General features: G+C 59.3%; 16 protein-coding genes and 2 pseudogenes. 13 read left to right on the top strand and 5 right to left on the bottom strand.

The features are described 5' to 3' along the window. Positions 1-29 precede the first annotated feature (29 nt). A complete protein-coding gene (gene tssB / locus AWB76_RS09995; protein ID WP_061159989.1) occupies positions 30-584 on the bottom strand; it encodes a type VI secretion system contractile sheath small subunit in 555 nt (184 codons plus the stop codon). Between the two features lie 25 nt (positions 585-609). Next, a pseudogene (locus tag AWB76_RS09990) lies at positions 610-1,638 on the bottom strand (AAA family ATPase); the annotation flags it as partial. Here AWB76_RS09990 and AWB76_RS09985 point away from each other — a divergent pair. From AWB76_RS09985 to AWB76_RS43020, 6 genes and pseudogenes are all read left to right on the top strand, one after another. Then, entirely contained in the window at positions 1,589-2,053 is a 465-nt protein-coding gene (locus tag AWB76_RS09985) for a TagK domain-containing protein (protein ID WP_096031281.1), read from the top strand. The pseudogene AWB76_RS09990 and the gene AWB76_RS09985 sit on opposite strands and share 50 nt — an antisense overlap. After that, positions 2,050-2,988 (top strand): RHS repeat-associated core domain-containing protein, encoded by a 939-nt coding sequence (locus tag AWB76_RS42665; protein ID WP_061159987.1) that lies wholly within the window; start codon positions 2,050-2,052, stop codon positions 2,986-2,988. Before AWB76_RS09985 ends, AWB76_RS42665 begins: the two co-directional genes overlap by 4 nt. Next, positions 2,985-3,338, top strand: coding sequence for a hypothetical protein (locus AWB76_RS09975; RefSeq protein WP_061159986.1), 354 nt, complete (start codon positions 2,985-2,987; stop codon positions 3,336-3,338). The genes AWB76_RS42665 and AWB76_RS09975 overlap by 4 nt, the downstream gene beginning before the upstream one ends. Positions 3,339-3,566: 228 nt before the next feature. Then, a complete protein-coding gene (locus tag AWB76_RS41550) occupies positions 3,567-3,809 on the top strand; it encodes a hypothetical protein (protein WP_167357743.1) in 243 nt (80 codons plus the stop codon). Further along, positions 3,796-4,110 carry a hypothetical protein gene (locus tag AWB76_RS42075; RefSeq protein WP_096031274.1) on the top strand — a complete coding sequence of 105 codons (315 nt, stop codon included), beginning with the start codon at positions 3,796-3,798 and terminating at the stop codon, positions 4,108-4,110. The genes AWB76_RS41550 and AWB76_RS42075 overlap by 14 nt, the downstream gene beginning before the upstream one ends. Then, positions 4,111-4,254, top strand: a pseudogene (locus tag AWB76_RS43020) (RHS repeat-associated core domain-containing protein); the annotation flags it as partial. A gap of 229 nt (positions 4,255-4,483) precedes the next feature. On the opposite strand, the gene AWB76_RS39005 reads toward AWB76_RS43020, so the two are convergent. Further along, complete coding sequence (locus AWB76_RS39005; protein WP_244173302.1) at positions 4,484-4,564, bottom strand: SymE family type I addiction module toxin; 81 nt, start codon at positions 4,562-4,564, stop codon at positions 4,484-4,486. Positions 4,565-5,118: 554 nt separating this feature from the next. Here AWB76_RS39005 and AWB76_RS40795 point away from each other — a divergent pair. The 6 genes from AWB76_RS40795 (at position 5,119) to AWB76_RS09945 (ending at position 12,792) form a co-directional block, all read left to right on the top strand. Continuing rightward, complete coding sequence (locus AWB76_RS40795) at positions 5,119-5,787, top strand: hypothetical protein (protein WP_157696088.1); 669 nt, start codon at positions 5,119-5,121, stop codon at positions 5,785-5,787. Between the two features lie 444 nt (positions 5,788-6,231). Further along, positions 6,232-7,305, top strand: a complete 1,074-nt coding sequence (gene phnS, locus AWB76_RS09965; protein WP_061159984.1) for a 2-aminoethylphosphonate ABC transporter substrate-binding protein — start codon at positions 6,232-6,234, stop codon at positions 7,303-7,305. Continuing rightward, positions 7,305-8,366, top strand: a complete 1,062-nt coding sequence (gene phnT / locus AWB76_RS09960) for a 2-aminoethylphosphonate ABC transport system ATP-binding subunit PhnT (RefSeq protein WP_061159983.1) — start codon at positions 7,305-7,307, stop codon at positions 8,364-8,366. The genes phnS and phnT overlap by 1 nt, the downstream gene beginning before the upstream one ends. Beyond that, positions 8,344-9,273, top strand: a complete 930-nt coding sequence (locus AWB76_RS09955) for a 2-aminoethylphosphonate ABC transporter permease subunit (RefSeq protein WP_061159982.1) — start codon at positions 8,344-8,346, stop codon at positions 9,271-9,273. The genes phnT and AWB76_RS09955 overlap by 23 nt, the downstream gene beginning before the upstream one ends. A gap of 1 nt (position 9,274) precedes the next feature. Continuing rightward, positions 9,275-10,093 carry a 2-aminoethylphosphonate ABC transport system, membrane component PhnV gene (gene phnV / locus AWB76_RS09950; RefSeq protein WP_061159981.1) on the top strand — a complete coding sequence of 273 codons (819 nt, stop codon included), beginning with the start codon at positions 9,275-9,277 and terminating at the stop codon, positions 10,091-10,093. A 245-nt stretch (positions 10,094-10,338) separates the two neighbouring features. Continuing rightward, the gene (locus AWB76_RS09945) at positions 10,339-12,792 is read left to right on the top strand and encodes a glycogen/starch/alpha-glucan phosphorylase (RefSeq protein ID WP_061160172.1); all 2,454 of its coding nucleotides are present in this window, start codon (positions 10,339-10,341) and stop codon (positions 12,790-12,792) included. A 17-nt stretch (positions 12,793-12,809) separates the two neighbouring features. Here AWB76_RS09945 and AWB76_RS09940 read toward each other — a convergent pair whose 3' ends face one another. After that, positions 12,810-13,127: a hypothetical protein gene (locus AWB76_RS09940; protein ID WP_061159980.1), complete on the bottom strand. Its 318-nt coding sequence runs from the start codon at positions 13,125-13,127 to the stop codon at positions 12,810-12,812. Between the two features lie 110 nt (positions 13,128-13,237). After that, positions 13,238-13,645, bottom strand: a complete 408-nt coding sequence (locus AWB76_RS09935; RefSeq protein ID WP_061159979.1) for a DUF6232 family protein — start codon at positions 13,643-13,645, stop codon at positions 13,238-13,240. Positions 13,646-13,819: 174 nt separating this feature from the next. On the opposite strand from AWB76_RS09935, the gene AWB76_RS09930 reads away from it, so the two are divergent. Then, complete coding sequence (locus AWB76_RS09930) at positions 13,820-14,125, top strand: ArsR/SmtB family transcription factor (protein ID WP_208606554.1); 306 nt, start codon at positions 13,820-13,822, stop codon at positions 14,123-14,125. Position 14,126 lies beyond the last annotated feature (1 nt).

The following is a 14,126-nucleotide window of genomic DNA, read 5'->3' as shown; positions in this document are numbered from 1 at the left end:
ATCTCTCAGGGCCGCGATGCCCGCGCGCTCTAGTTCAGCGTGGGCGGTGTCTCGCCGCTGTCGCCGGCGGCTGCAGGCTTGGGTGCGGCGGCAAGCGATTTGAGCAACGCCGGGTCCGCAAGCAGCTTGGTGACGAGCGCTTCCGCTCCTGATTTGCCGTCCATATAGGTCTGCAGGTTCGCGAGCTGGGTGCGCGCCTGCAGCAACTGGTTCAGCGAATCGACCTTCCTCGCGACGGCTGCAGGCGAAAAGTCTTCGATGCTCTCGAAGGTCATGTCGACCATCAACTGGCCATCGCCTGTGAGCGTATTCGGCACGGAAAAGGCGACGCGCGGCTTGATGGCCTTCATGCGCTCGTCGAAATTGTCGATGTCGATGTCGAGAAAGCGCCGGTCTGCCACGGGCGGGAGCGGCTCCACAGGCTTGCCGGACAGATCGGCGAGGACGCCCATCACGAATGGCAGTTCCACCTTCTTTTCGGAACCATAGACCTCGACGTCGTATTCGATCTGCACGCGTGGCGCACGATTGCGCGCGATGAACTTCTGTGAACTGTTGCTGTTACTGCTGTTGCTTCGGGACATGCATGTCTCCTTGAATGAGGAAGCATTAAGAGGCCGCGTGCGTTTCGGCCGACGTGATGACGATGGCGCTCGATGGCGCGGCCTCGGCATCCCCGATGCCGATGTCGATGCGCGCGATCGAACGTTTGCCGGAGAACGCATCGAGCCAGAGTGCGGACAGACGCGGCAGCACATACTGATCGATGAAACCGATCAGCACGCGCGCGCCGGTTTCCTGCACGAGACACCGGCCGATGATGTAGTCGACGAGACGCTCGCTGAATCCGAGCGTGATGCCGTGCGCATCGTCCATTCGGCGCACGACGCGATTCAGATGCAGGCGCACGATGCTCGCAAGCGAATCGTGAGCAAGTGGGCGGTAGGGAACGACCGTCATGCGGCCAAGAAACGCCGCCGGAAAGGTCTTGAGCAACTCCGGCGCGAGCGCGGCGCGCAGTGCGTCCTGATCGGGCGCGAGTGTGGCGTCGGCGCACAGGCCCGCCGTAAGTTCCGCTGCTGCGTTCGTGGTCAGCAGGATCGTCGTGTTACGGAAATCGATGTAGCGGCCATCGCCGTCTTCCATGTAGCCCTTGTCGAAGACCTGGAAGAACACTTCGTGCACGTCGCGATGTGCCTTCTCGATCTCGTCGAGCAATACCACGGAGTAAGGGCGGCGTCGGACTGCCTCGGTCAGCACGCCGCCTTCGCCGTAGCCGATATAGCCGGGCGGCGCACCTTTGAGTCCGGAAACGGTGTGCGCCTCCTGATACTCACTCATGTTGATGGTGATGAGGTTCTGCTCGCCGCCATAGAGCGCTTCGGCGAGCGCGAGCGCGGTCTCTGTCTTGCCGATGCCCGAAGGCCCGGCGAGCAGGAAGATACCGAGCGGCTTCTTCGGATCGGAAAGGCCAGCGCGCGCGGTCTGCACGCGCTCGCTGATCTGCTGCAGCGCGTCGTGCTGGCCGATCACGCGTTTCGCGAGCGTGGAGGACAGCGTTCTCACGGCGGCGATCTCGTCGGTAAGCATGCGGCCGGCGGGAATACCGGTCCAGTCCGACACGATTGCAGCGACGATGCACGCGCATTACTGCGCAGCGCTTGACTCGTCTTACTCCATGTTGTCCGGCTCCTGGGGGAGTTCGCCAATAACAATGCCGGCCATTGCGACGCCCGGTGCGCCGCCCGATGACGATGCAATCGCCCACGCTGAGGTTTCGATCAGCGGCCTGTTCGCCGAGCCGCAACGGCTGGAGGAGGCGATCGGTCTGCTTGGCCCCCAGGACGAACTCGGCAGGGACGACATGAACGTGGGCGCGGCGCCCGAAATCCTGGCGCTCTTCGCGCCCCCGGAATATCAGGCCGACGCGGCCTTGCGCCGGCGCTTCGTGCCGTCCGGGCTTGCGCGCCGCGAACATCACGCGCTTGCGATAGACAGTCCGTTGCCCGAATTCAACGCCAGCCTGTTTCATCTCGACGGGACCAAAAAATGACAAGTGAACACATCAATGTCGCTGCTCTTTCCGCACCGCTGTCGCATGCTCCGCTATCTGACCCGGTTCGGCAACTGGAGCGGCACACGCAGTTCGTGTGGGAAGGCTTGCGGCTGGTGCAGGAGCGGGAGGGAGAGGCAGGCAGCCGCACTTACGTGTATGACCCGAAGCGGGCGTATGCGCCGCTGGCGCGAGTGGACCGTTCGGCCAGCCATGCGAAGGGGGTGACCCACTACTATCACACGGACGCGGCGGGTACGGTTCGCGATGTGACGGACGCGCAGGGGCGGCTCGTGTGGAGCGGGCGTTATACGGCGTGGGGCGCGGTGCAGGCGAATTTGGCGCAGGGCGAGTCATTCGTACAGGCGTTGCGCATGCCGGGGCAGTACTGGGACGAGGAAAGCGGGCTGCACTACAACACGTTCCGGTACTATGATCCGCATGCGGGGCAGTTTATCAGTCAGGATCCGATTGGATTGGCTGGTGGGTTGAATCTGTATGCGTATGCGCCCAATCCGTTTGGATGGATTGATCCGCTTGGGCTCACTGAAGAAGGGGTATTCATTCACTACACCGACCAAGCCGGCTTAAACAACATATTAAAAACGGGCGCCATTAATCCGAATTCATCTGGAAAAGTCTATTTGACAGATATATTGATGACACCTGGAGATGTTGAGCGAGATATATTTATCGGAAACGAAAGGTATGCCGGGAGAGGTGATTACGCGGTTATATTCAAGGCGACAGATGAGCAGATGGCAAATATAAGGCAATCTTCGTTACTTGAGTATATCCACGAAGGAAAAATGAATATTGGCGAAGTGTTGCATGCAGGCCAGAATCCGTACGCCGGCTTATCTGGCATGTCATATGAAGAACGATTAGGCATGACGCATCGTCAAATAAATGCTAGAGGAGGTGGTTGTCCATGATTGACAAAGACGAACCGCAACGAGCCATTTCTTTAAGAGCAAGTGAAATTAATGCTCTAAAGAAGGCCATAATGTATTTGAAATTTGCCTGTAGCGACATAGAGGCGAATATTTTTGCATCAAGCCCGTTCATCAACAGCGCACTCAAGGAGCTTTTAGATGCAGAGAGTCTGGGGAAATTGGAGGTTGAGATCTACGAAAAAGGGAATGAGGGTAATGAGAGGTACGTGCTTTTAAAAATTAACCAGATAGAGGCTTCCGATAGCAAAAATTGGAGTGATGATTTAAAGAAAAACACTTATGAAGCTTGGATGTATCCGTTTCGTTTGACAGGCCGTCACCCAGTCTAGTCTTATTTATCGAGGGGACACATGTGTGGCCCCTTCTCTCATCTCATTCAGCGGTAATAGTGGCCGTGCATTGATCCGCTGGGGTTACATGATGTTCTTGCACCCGGCGACTTGGTTTGTCGGGCAGGAGCATGCGGAGCGGATAGCTTCACGGGCGGAAACGGAGTGACGGCTGGCGAAGGCGGAAAGCTGTCTGGGATATCGACCCAAGCAAAACCGGGAGCTTCCTTGGAAACGCTGGCTACGCCGTTTAAACATAATCAGGTGGGTGTAGCCACCGTAGCGGAGATTGAAGCCGCCGGCGGAAAAGTCACATTGGATGGAAAGCTAAATTCATCTAATGGCACCTCCCTTGCGAATCATGCCACGGTTGATAATCTAACTGCGGAAGAGGCGGAAAAATTGTTCCAACCAACAAAACAGAATCCGGTTCCGAAGGGACAAAGAGGCAATACAAGTGGACTTTGCTGAGAGAAAATACAAACCGAAAGAGGAGCGAGTGTTTGCGGATATTGACAACGAGCGTCCTTTTGATGAGAACATTGTTGGGCTTACAAAAACGGATCAAGTTATTGATTTTTATGGAAGCCACATATCAATAGCGGAAGGTGATTACCTATACTTATTTATGGATTGTGGTGGTGGCGACTATGTTTTCGCTGAGGGAGTGGTCATAAAAAATCCTTATCCAATGAAGCCATATAAATGGTGTTGTAAATTATTCTGTGATATCGAATACATGGATAAATACGAAAGAAGTTTCTCAAGCTAAAGCGGGCTGCACTACAACACGTTCCGGTACTATGATCCGCATGCAGGGAGGTTCATCAGTCAGGATCCGATTGGATTGGCGGGTGGGTTGAATCTGTATCAATATGCGCCTAATCCGATTCGGTGGATCGATCCGTGGGGGTTGATGGTTCTCTACCGTGGCATGAGTCTGTCAGAGTACGGAGACTTGATGACCGATGGCATGTGGAAAGCTGGACAGGGCACCATGGAGGCGAAATGGTTTGCCGAGACCTATGAAGATGCCGTCAAATGAGGAAATAAAATTGAAATGTCGGCTGAAGAATTTGAAGTCATATGGAAGCAGGCAAGGAAGCAGGGTCAAGCTAGGGCCACAGACGCGGCCCTTCGTTCGTCTACTCGACGGTAATGGTCAGCCGCCGGTGCTCAACGTTGATTCTCACGCGCTGCCCTGCTGTGAAGCCTGCGTTCTCGATCCATCGTCCGGCGAGTTTGAGCCACGGATAAAGCAGCGGCTCGGGTCGCCGCTGGTACGGTTTGTTCGAGCGGTCCTATACAGTCGAACTGAGCTGCTTAGATTAGCAACCGGCGGACGAACTGGACCAATAAAAACGGGTTCAATAGACGATCATGATCTCGGAATTAACGATATGCTCGAGATTTTTCCGGTATGTCGGGTGGTAGGGGGGTTAATACTATGGTGTTAACAAATAACCACGGAAATCAAGGCAAAAACACGCAAAACTGATCTCATCGTCGGTTTTCTTAAGTATATATTCGACTTTGGATTCTCGTTGCACGAAAGTTGGTATTTTTGGATGCTATTTTTCTTATCCGCTCAATATCCTTCCGCAACCGAAGAAAATTCGCGCGGGCCACGAATTTTTTGCGAGGGTGGAGAGGGAAGCATGCCAAACCCGATTTTGGTTATAGACAGAAAAAGCGGAGAAATCCTCGATCTGGTTAATGCAAAAAATGGCGGCGCAGGTTTTTCGGTAAGAGAAGTGAGGACTTCGTGTTAGGAGAAAGCGTGGAACTTTCAAAAAAAAGAAGCCTGGTCTTAACTAAATTAAGTTCAATGCTCGAAGCTCAAGGTTGGATCTTCTTTAAGACGAAATCGACGTTTCGTAAGGGGAGCGGAGATTGGGTTTGGGAGTGCGCACTGAATTCAATTGTTAGATCTGGTCACGTCGCGTTTGAGACCAAGTTTTTTTTGTCGAATAGAAAAGTTGTTTCGATATCTAAGAAAATCTGCCGTAATGTTGTCTGTCCGGACGTTCTGCTCGGAGGGAATGTTCTCGCTATCAGTGACGCTCTGGGTTACGAACTACCTGGGGTCGGCGCTGAGAAAATTCTTTTGCCGAGTGACAGCGCCGAGATTTTCTGTGGAGAGTGGTTTCGAATGTTTGAAGACATCGGCGTGCCGTTTTGGAGTAAATTTGATTCATATTTAAGCATGAGCGAGGTTTTCAATTGCCCGCCATTTGACAAACTTGTTCCGCTTGTTTTAAGCGGCGCGAATCGAGTCCTTCGCGGGCCAGTCATCGCATATTGTGCGGGCGCAACATTAAGCGAAATGCGAGAACTGTTCAGGAATCACGAAAGACTATTGGGCGCGATAAAAATGAATGGCATTCAGGATGATTTCGCTGAAACAGAGAGGACTTTAATGGCCTTGATGGTAGATAAAAATAACTAGACCATAAGGCTGGATCGGGAATATTGCTGCATCGATCGGCAGAAGCGCTGGTTTATCCAGGCCCGCAAGGACGGCCGGTCTGCCCAAGGCGGTGATACGCCCGACTTGCAGACGGAGCGCTACGAATACAACGCGCTGGGCGACCTCATCAGTCATGTGAGTCCGGCCGGCCAGACGGAGCGGTGGGAGCGCGACGCGCTCGGGCGGGTGTCGGCCTACGTTGATGCGGAGGGTCCGGTATCTCGAACATCGTTCTTCGTTCCTTTGGTCGAGCCATACGCGACTCGCCGGAAGCCGAGATCTCAGCTAAAACTCACCTCCTTGGCGAATTGTGCAGATGCTTGGCGAACCGTGGCGCGTTCACGTCGATGTCACAGATCTCTGCAATATTTCGGGGCGAAGGTCGCGACCGACCTTCATCAATTCCCGACACGAGAGACCACCATGACCCGCGATTTCCGCTTCGCGCGCAACGTGCTGCCGGCGCTCGCCGCCGCTTTCACCCTGCTTGCCGCGATGCCCGCTCACGCCGCCGACGCCGTCGTCCTCTACACCGCCGATGGCCTCGAAAATCTGTACAAGGACGTGCTTCCCGCATTCGAGAAGAAGGAAGGCGTCAAGGTCAATATCGTCACGGCGGGCAGCGGCGAAGTGGTGAACCGCGCGACCGTCGAGAAGGACTCGCCCAAGGCCGACGTCCTCGTCACGCTGCCGCCGTTCATTCAGCAGGCGCAGCAAGGCGGCTTGCTTCAGCCGTATCAGAGCGTGAACTACAAGAACGTCCCCGCGATCGCGAAGGAAAAGGACGGCGCATGGGCCACGTTCGTGAACAACTATTTCTCGTTCGCGATCAATCCCGAAGTCACGAAGGCCGCGCCGAAGACCTTCGCCGATCTCCTGCATCCGAACTACGCGGGCAAGATCGCCTATTCGAATCCGGCAACGGCGGGCGACGGCATGGCCGTCATCATCCTGACTTCCGCGCTGATGGGCGAGGACCAGGCGTTCAAATACCTGAAGGATCTCGAGCAACACGCCAAGTTCCATACGAAAGGCACGGGCTATCTCGATGTGCTGCTCTCGCGTAACGAAATCGCGTTCGCGAACGGCGACCTGCAAATGGACCTCGACGATGCCGCGAACGGCGGTCTCTCGATCAAGCCGCTCTTCCTGTCGCACAAGGCGGGCGAAGCGCCGACCACGTTCCAGCTTCCGTATGCGATCGGTCTCATCAAAAGCGGACCGAATCAGGCGGCGGGCAAGAAGCTGATCGACTATCTGATGTCGTCGGAAGTGCAATCGAAGGTGCCGGATATCTATGGCATTCCGGGCCGCACCGACGTGCCGCTCGCAGGCAAGAACGGCGACGCCGTCAAGCAGGCGATCTCGGGCGTGAAGCTGATTCCGGTCAACTGGAACGAAGTCATGCAGAAGAAAGCGGGCTGGACCGAGCGCTGGAAGACCGAAGTCATCGGCAACACGGGCAAACAAACCGACGTCGTCAAGCCGAAGTCCTGATGAACGCAATTCCCAAGGAAGCGCTCGGCGTCGATCAGAAGCCGGGCGTGCATATCGATCGTCTGACGGTGCGCTTCGGCACGCGCACCGTGCTCGACGATCTCTCGCTTCGGATCGAACGCGGCGAGTTCCTCACCGTGCTCGGCCGAAGCGGTTGCGGCAAGACCACGCTGCTGCGCTTCATCGCGGGCTTCGTGAAGGCCGATGCGCTCGCGGGCACGCTCTCCGTCGCGGGCCACGATCTCACGCACGTGCCGCCGCATCAGCGCAATCTCGGGCTGCTGTTCCAGAGCTATGCGCTCTTCCCGCATCTGTCCGTGTTCGATAACGTCGCGTTCGGCCTGCGTGCGCGCAAGCTCAAGACGGGCGAGATCGCACGGCGCGTCGCCGATGCGCTCAAGCTCGTGCAGCTTTCCGATGCCGGTCATGTCATGCCCGCGCAGCTATCCGGCGGCATGCAGCAACGTGTGGCGCTGGCGCGTGCGCTCGTCATCGAACCGGATGTGCTGCTGCTCGACGAGCCGCTCTCCGCGCTCGATGCCAATCTGCGCGCGTCCGTGCGCAGCGAGCTGAAGGCGTTGCATGAGCGTCTGCCGAATCTGACGATCGTGTGCGTGACGCACGATCAGGACGATGCGCTCGTGCTCTCCGACCGCACGCTCCTGATGCGCGATGGCCGCATCGCGCAACTCGGCGCGCCGCGCGAGCTGTATGACGCGCCCAACGATGCCTTCGTCGCGCGTTATCTCGGCGCGGCGAATCTGCTGCCGCCGCGCGTGGTCTATCCCGTCGGCGATGCGCGGCACGACGAGCGCGAGCGTCTCGCGTGCATCCGTCCGGAGCGCTTTGTCATCGTGCCGCTCGGCGAAGGTCCGCTGCATGGCACGATCGCGTCCGTCGAATGGTATGGCGCGGCGCTTTCCATTTCCGTCGCGCTCGATGCGATGCCCGGCGAGCCCGTGCTTGTGACGACGCAGCGCGGCCACACGCGCGTGCCGGACAAAGGCGCGCGCGTTTCACTTCGTTTCGAGGCTGACGATGTCGTCCTTGTTCGTCCCTGACAGCGTCGCGCGCGACGAAGCGAGCATCAGCGACGCGGAACTCGACGCGCAATTCGCCGTGCATGCCGCGCAAGCGCGACGCCGCGAGCGCAAAGGGCAGTGGCATCTGTTCTTCATCCTCGTGTTCGTGCTCGGGCCGCTCGTCGTGTACCCGCTCGTGCGGCTCGTCACGTTGAGCGTGACCGGACCGAGCGGCGTGTCGCTGCATGCATACAGCGCATTCTTCGGCAATCCCGAGACGCGCGGGATGATCGGCACGACGCTCGGCATTCTCTTCGCGAGCGCGAGCATCGCTTCGGTGCTCGGCGTCGCGCTCGCGTCGATGCTGTTCTTCAGGCCGTTCGCGGGCGCACGTCTGCTCACGCGCTTTCTGGAATTGTTCGTCGCGTTTCCTTCGTTTCTGGTCGCGTTCACGCTGATTTTTCTGTACGGCTCGCAAGGTTCGGTGAGCATCGGACTGCAACGGCTCTTGTCGCTCGATGCGCCGCCGCTCGATTTCCTCTTCGGCATCGGCGGCGTGATTCTCGCGGAAGTCGTGTTTTACGCGCCCTTCGTCGTGCGCCCGACGCTCGCATCGTATGCGACGCTCGACATGCGGCTCGTCGAAGCCGCGAAGAGTCTCGGCGCCGATGGCTGGATGGTCGCGACGAAGGTCGTGTTGCCGCTCGCGTGGCCGGGCATCGCGGCGGGCACGATCCTGTGCTTCCTGCTCACGCTGAACGAGTTCGGCATCCTGCTCGTGCTCGGCAGCGCCCATCTGATCACACTGCCGATCGCGATCTACAGCGCCGCAACCGTCGATCTGGATCTGGCCACCGCGGCCGCGGGATCGGTCGTGATGCTGCTGATGTCGCTGTCGCTCTATGCGTTGTACCGACGCATCAATCGCCGCTCGGGAGGCCGCTGACATGCAACTCGTCGCTGCTGCTTTCAGACCTCGGGCGCTGCTGCGTCATGCGTTCACGGGCCTGTTCGCGCTGTTGTGCTTCTGGCTCTTCGTGCTGCCGGTGGTTGTCGTCGCGCTGTCGAGCGTCGCGTCGCACTGGTCGGGCACGATCCTGCCCGATGGCTTCAGCACGCGCTGGTTCGCGCGGCTTTCATCGAGCGATCTCGATGCGCTCACGACGAGTCTCGAAGTCGGCCTGGGCGTCGCGTGTCTCGGCACCGCGCTCGGTCTTTGGCTCGCGCTCGCGCTGGAAGGCCGCGACCGGTGTGGTCTCGGCGCGCTCGTCGATGCCGTCGCGATGATGGGCAGCGGCGTGCCGAGCGTCGTGCTCGGGCTCGCGGTGTTGATCGCGTATCACAAGCGTCCGCTCGATCTGTCGGGATCGGCCGCGATCGTCGTGCTCGTGCAACTCGCGCTCGTGCTGCCGTTCTGTTATCGATGCGCCGCCGCCGCGCTGCGCCCCGAACTGACGATTCTGCGCGAAGCCGCCGCGAGTCTCGGCGCGCCGCCGCGCATGGTGCTCGCGCGTGTGGTGCTGCCGCAACTCGTGCCCGCGATCCGCGCGAGCCTCGCGCTCGGTTTCGCGCTCTCGCTCGGCGAACTGGGCGCGACGCTCACCGTGTATCCGCCCGGCTTCGCGACGGTGCCGATCGTCGTCGTCGGTCAGGTCAATCGCGGCTACTATCTGCCGGCTTCGGCGCTCTCGCTGATCCTGCTGGCCGTATCGCTTGCGGCGCTTTTGTTGATCGCCGCCCGCGCGCCACGCCGTTCCGTTGCGTGATAATAATACGGAAGCCGAAGTAAATTAGCCATGTCGCCATGAGCCCGCGGATCTTCCACGAGCAATTCGCGGGCCTCGCCTGTTGCCTCCACGTCATACCAAAAAAAATAAAACTGGCGTAACCTGCACGTTCAGGCACGTCCGCACCCGCCCGACCGGGGCAGGGCGCCATTTCGGTGCGTCCGATGTGAACTCCCGTCAGGCTTTCGCGGTCATTGCATATGTTGCAAAAACCGGAGGTTTCGATGACATCCGTCGACCTGGAATTCGACCAGCTCAATAGCACTGTCGATGCGCTCAGGCGCTCCATCTCGAATCGCCTGATGTACGGCGTCGGCAAGGACGCGGTCACCGCGCAGCCGCGCGACTGGCTCCATGCCGCAGAACTGGCCGTGCGCGACCGTCTCGTCGCACGCTGGATGCGCACCACGCGGCTCCAATACGAACAGGACGTGAAACGCGTCTATTACTTGTCGATGGAGTTTCTCATCGGCAGAACCTTTTCTAACGCGCTGCTTGCACTCGGCATCTACGACGAAGTGCGCGACGCGCTCGCCGGCCTCGGCGTCGACCTCGCCGCGCTCGAAGATCTGGAGCCGGACGCCGCGCTCGGCAACGGCGGTCTCGGGCGCCTCGCGGCCTGCTTTCTCGATTCGATGGCGACTGTCGGCGTGCCCGGCTTCGGCTACGGCATCCGTTACGAATACGGGATGTTCCGGCAGACGATCGTCGACGGCAATCAGGTCGAGATGCCGGATTACTGGCTGCGCGCGGGCAATCCGTGGGAGTTTCCGCGTCCGGAGGTCGTGTACACCGTGCATTTCGGCGGCCGTACCGTGCAGCATGAAGACCGCACCGACTGGATCGACACCGAACACGTGAACGCGATGGCCTACGACACGGTCATCCCCGGCTTCGCGACGACGGCGACGAACACGCTGCGCCTGTGGTCCGCGCGCGCGACCGACGAGTTCGATCTCTCCGCGTTCAATCAGGGCGATTACCGGCGCGCGGTCGAGGCGAAGAACACCTCGGAACATGTATCGCGCCTGCTCTATCCGGACGATTCGACGCAAGCCGGGCGCGAGCTGCGCCTGCGTCAGGAATACTTCTTCGTCTCCGCGACGATGCAGGATCTGATCCGCCGCTATCAGCGCACGCATACGCACTTTGGGCGGCTCGCGGAAAAGGTCGCGGTGCATCTGAACGACACGCATCCGGTGCTGGCGATTCCGGAACTGATGCGCCTTCTCGTCGACCGGCATCATCTGCCGTGGGACAAGGCGTGGAAGCTCGTGCAGCAGATGTTCTCCTACACGAACCACACGTTGATGCCCGAAGCGCTCGAAACGTGGGACGTCGAGATGCTCGCGCGCCTGTTGCCGCGTCATCTTGAGATCATCTTCGAGATCAACGCGCAGTTCCTCAAGCAGGTCACCGAGAAGTTCGGCCGCGATGTCGAACTGATTCGCCGCATTTCGCTCGTCGATGAATACGGCCAGCGGCGCGTGCGCATGGCGCATCTCGCGATCGTCGCGAGTCACACGGTGAATGGCGTATCGAAACTGCACTCGCAACTGATGGTGCAGAACATCTTCTCCGACTTCGCGCGCATGTATCCGGAGCGCTTCACCAATGTGACGAACGGCATCACGCCGCGCCGATGGCTCGCGCAGGCGAGTCCGTCGTTGTCCGCGTTGATCGACAAGCGGCTTGGCCCGCGCTGGCGCACCGATCTCTTCGAGCTCGGCCGGCTGCGCGAATGGCGCGACGATCCGGAGTTCTGCAAGGCCTTCCACGAAGCGAAATTCGCCAACAAGCTGCGGCTCGTGGAGCGCGCGAAACGCGATGCCAACGCGATCATCAATCCCGAAGCGCTGTTCGATTTGCAGGTGAAGCGCATCCACGAATACAAGCGGCAACTGCTCAACATTCTGTATGTGATCGTGCGCTACAACCGGATTCGCGAGAATCCGGAACTGGACTGGACGCCGCGCGTGGTGATGTTCGCCGGCAAGGCGGCTTCGGCCTACAAGATGGCGAAGAACATCATCAAGCTCATCAACGATGTGTCGCGCAAGATCAACGCGGACCCGCTCATCGGCGACCGGCTGAAGGTCGGCTTCATTCCGAACTACGGCGTTTCTGTCGCAGAACTCATCATTCCGGCGGCGGATCTGTCGGAGCAAATCTCGATGGCCGGTACCGAAGCTTCCGGCACCGGCAACATGAAGCTCGCGTTGAACGGCGCGCTGACCATCGGCACGCTCGATGGCGCGAACATCGAAATCTGCGATGCCGTGGGGCGCGAGAACATCTTCATCTTCGGCAATACGACGGACGAGATCGAATCGCTGCGCGCGGCGGGGTATCGGCCGCGGCAGATCTACGAGGAGAACCCGGAGCTGAAGCTCGCGCTCGACCAGATTCGCCTCGGGCATTTCTCGCCGGAAGAGCCGCATCGCTTCTACGATATCTTCCACACGCTCGTGGACTGGGGCGATCACTACATGGTGCTCGCCGACTTCGACAGCTTCGACAAGACGCAGACCGAAGTCGATCTCAAGTACCGCGACCGGGACGCGTGGACGAGGAGTGCGATCGAGAATGTCGCGGGCATGGGCATCTTCTCGTCGGATCGCACGATCGCGGAGTACGCGCGCGACATCTGGCACGTCGAGCCGTTGCAGATCACCTAGATCGTCTGACGATGCCCTCAGTGCCGCGTGACACGCGTCACGCGGCCGAGCGTCGCGTTGGGAAAGTGCGCGGTGAGTGTCGCGATGACGTTGTTGATGTCATCGCTATCGGTCTCGACATAGAGCGTGGTGCAATCGTGGAGGCGGCTCGTCTCCGCGATATACGCCTGCGTGCCCGCGCCGAACGCATACGCGAGCACTTCGCGGGCGCCAGACGAGTCGAGCCCCGGAACGGTCAGATCGAACGCGATGCAATGACGCGTTTCGCGGGGGCGCGGCGATCCGCCGTTGAGCGCATGGGAAAGGGCGGACGAATCGGATGTGCGGATGTACATCGATGTAAGCCGTCCGATGACGGCTCGTAGTGGCGATGCTTGTACTCTAGCGCCGCGCGCCTAAAGGCCGGAGTAAAGAGACGCGCCGCCGCATAAACGGCGCATCAAAATCAGGCTTGTGACGGTTTCGCCGCCGCGCTCGCCGCATGTTTCGCGACTGCCTCGCCGACGAGCGCCGCCACCTTGTCCGCGAATTCCTGATCTTTCGTGATGAGCACTTCGCGCTCGCCGTCGGGTGTCGCGACCATCAACTGATAGATGACGTCCTGCGTGATCCACGTCAGGTAGCCGACCACGGCGATCATCACGCCGAGCACGAGCGCGGCGCCCGAACCGCTGAAAATGCCCGCGCCGAGCACGACGAGCCCAATCAGCGCGATGATGACGGGCAACGGCTTCTGGCGCGGAATCATGACGACGCGCGCGGCGCGCAGATCGCGCAGCGGAATCATCTGACCTGATGCCGAGAGTCCGGCGCGCGAAAGCGTCACGCCGCGTTCGTTGAAAGGAGTATCCATAAGCGTTTCGTAGTCTTTCCTGCAGGCGATGAAACCGGGGAGCGTACCAGACAGCGGGGCGCGACGGCATGCCTCAGGTTGCCGCATCCGCGACGGGTTGCATATCGGAAAATTACGATATATACTTCGCCTCAAGACGATTCGGAAAGGCTGTGAATTCCGTCCGTCAGACGCATGAGCAACGAAATGGATATCGACGCAATTCACAAGGCCCTCGCCAACCCCCTTCGCCGTGAGATTCTCGAATGGCTGAAGGAGCCGGAGCGGCATTTTCCGAGTCAGGAACTGCCGCTGTCGCATGGCGTCTGCGCGGGTCAGATCGATGGGCGCTGCGGCATATCGCAGTCCACCGTTTCGGCGCATCTCGCGACTTTGCATAAAGCCGGACTCGTCACCACGAAGCGCGTTGGACAATGGGTGTTCTTCAAGCGCGACGAAGCGGTCATTCAGGCATTTCGCGATTCCCTCGGGAATCTCTGAG

The sequence above is a fragment of the Caballeronia temeraria genome, assembly GCF_001544795.2.
GTDB lineage: Bacteria > Pseudomonadota > Gammaproteobacteria > Burkholderiales > Burkholderiaceae > Caballeronia > Caballeronia temeraria.
Note: the sequence above shows the minus strand (reverse complement) of the source record. Positions and strands in the feature narration are given on the sequence as shown.

Coding starts and splice junctions, on each gene's coding strand:
- AWB76_RS09945 (WP_061160172.1), top strand. CDS start 10,339: ATGACATCCGTCGACCTGGAATTCGACCAGCTCAATAGCACTGTCGAT.
- AWB76_RS09975 (WP_061159986.1), top strand. CDS start 2,985: ATGATTGACAAAGACGAACCGCAACGAGCCATTTCTTTAAGAGCAAGT.
- phnS (WP_061159984.1), top strand. CDS start 6,232: ATGACCCGCGATTTCCGCTTCGCGCGCAACGTGCTGCCGGCGCTCGCC.
- tssB (WP_061159989.1), bottom strand. CDS start 584: ATGTCCCGAAGCAACAGCAGTAACAGCAACAGTTCACAGAAGTTCATC.
- AWB76_RS09935 (WP_061159979.1), bottom strand. CDS start 13,645: ATGGATACTCCTTTCAACGAACGCGGCGTGACGCTTTCGCGCGCCGGA.
- AWB76_RS42665 (WP_061159987.1), top strand. CDS start 2,050: ATGACAAGTGAACACATCAATGTCGCTGCTCTTTCCGCACCGCTGTCG.
- phnV (WP_061159981.1), top strand. CDS start 9,275: ATGCAACTCGTCGCTGCTGCTTTCAGACCTCGGGCGCTGCTGCGTCAT.
- AWB76_RS09940 (WP_061159980.1), bottom strand. CDS start 13,127: ATGTACATCCGCACATCCGATTCGTCCGCCCTTTCCCATGCGCTCAAC.
- AWB76_RS09985 (WP_096031281.1), top strand. CDS start 1,589: ATGCGGCCGGCGGGAATACCGGTCCAGTCCGACACGATTGCAGCGACG.
- AWB76_RS09955 (WP_061159982.1), top strand. CDS start 8,344: ATGTCGTCCTTGTTCGTCCCTGACAGCGTCGCGCGCGACGAAGCGAGC.
- phnT (WP_061159983.1), top strand. CDS start 7,305: ATGAACGCAATTCCCAAGGAAGCGCTCGGCGTCGATCAGAAGCCGGGC.
- AWB76_RS09930 (WP_208606554.1), top strand. CDS start 13,820: ATGAGCAACGAAATGGATATCGACGCAATTCACAAGGCCCTCGCCAAC.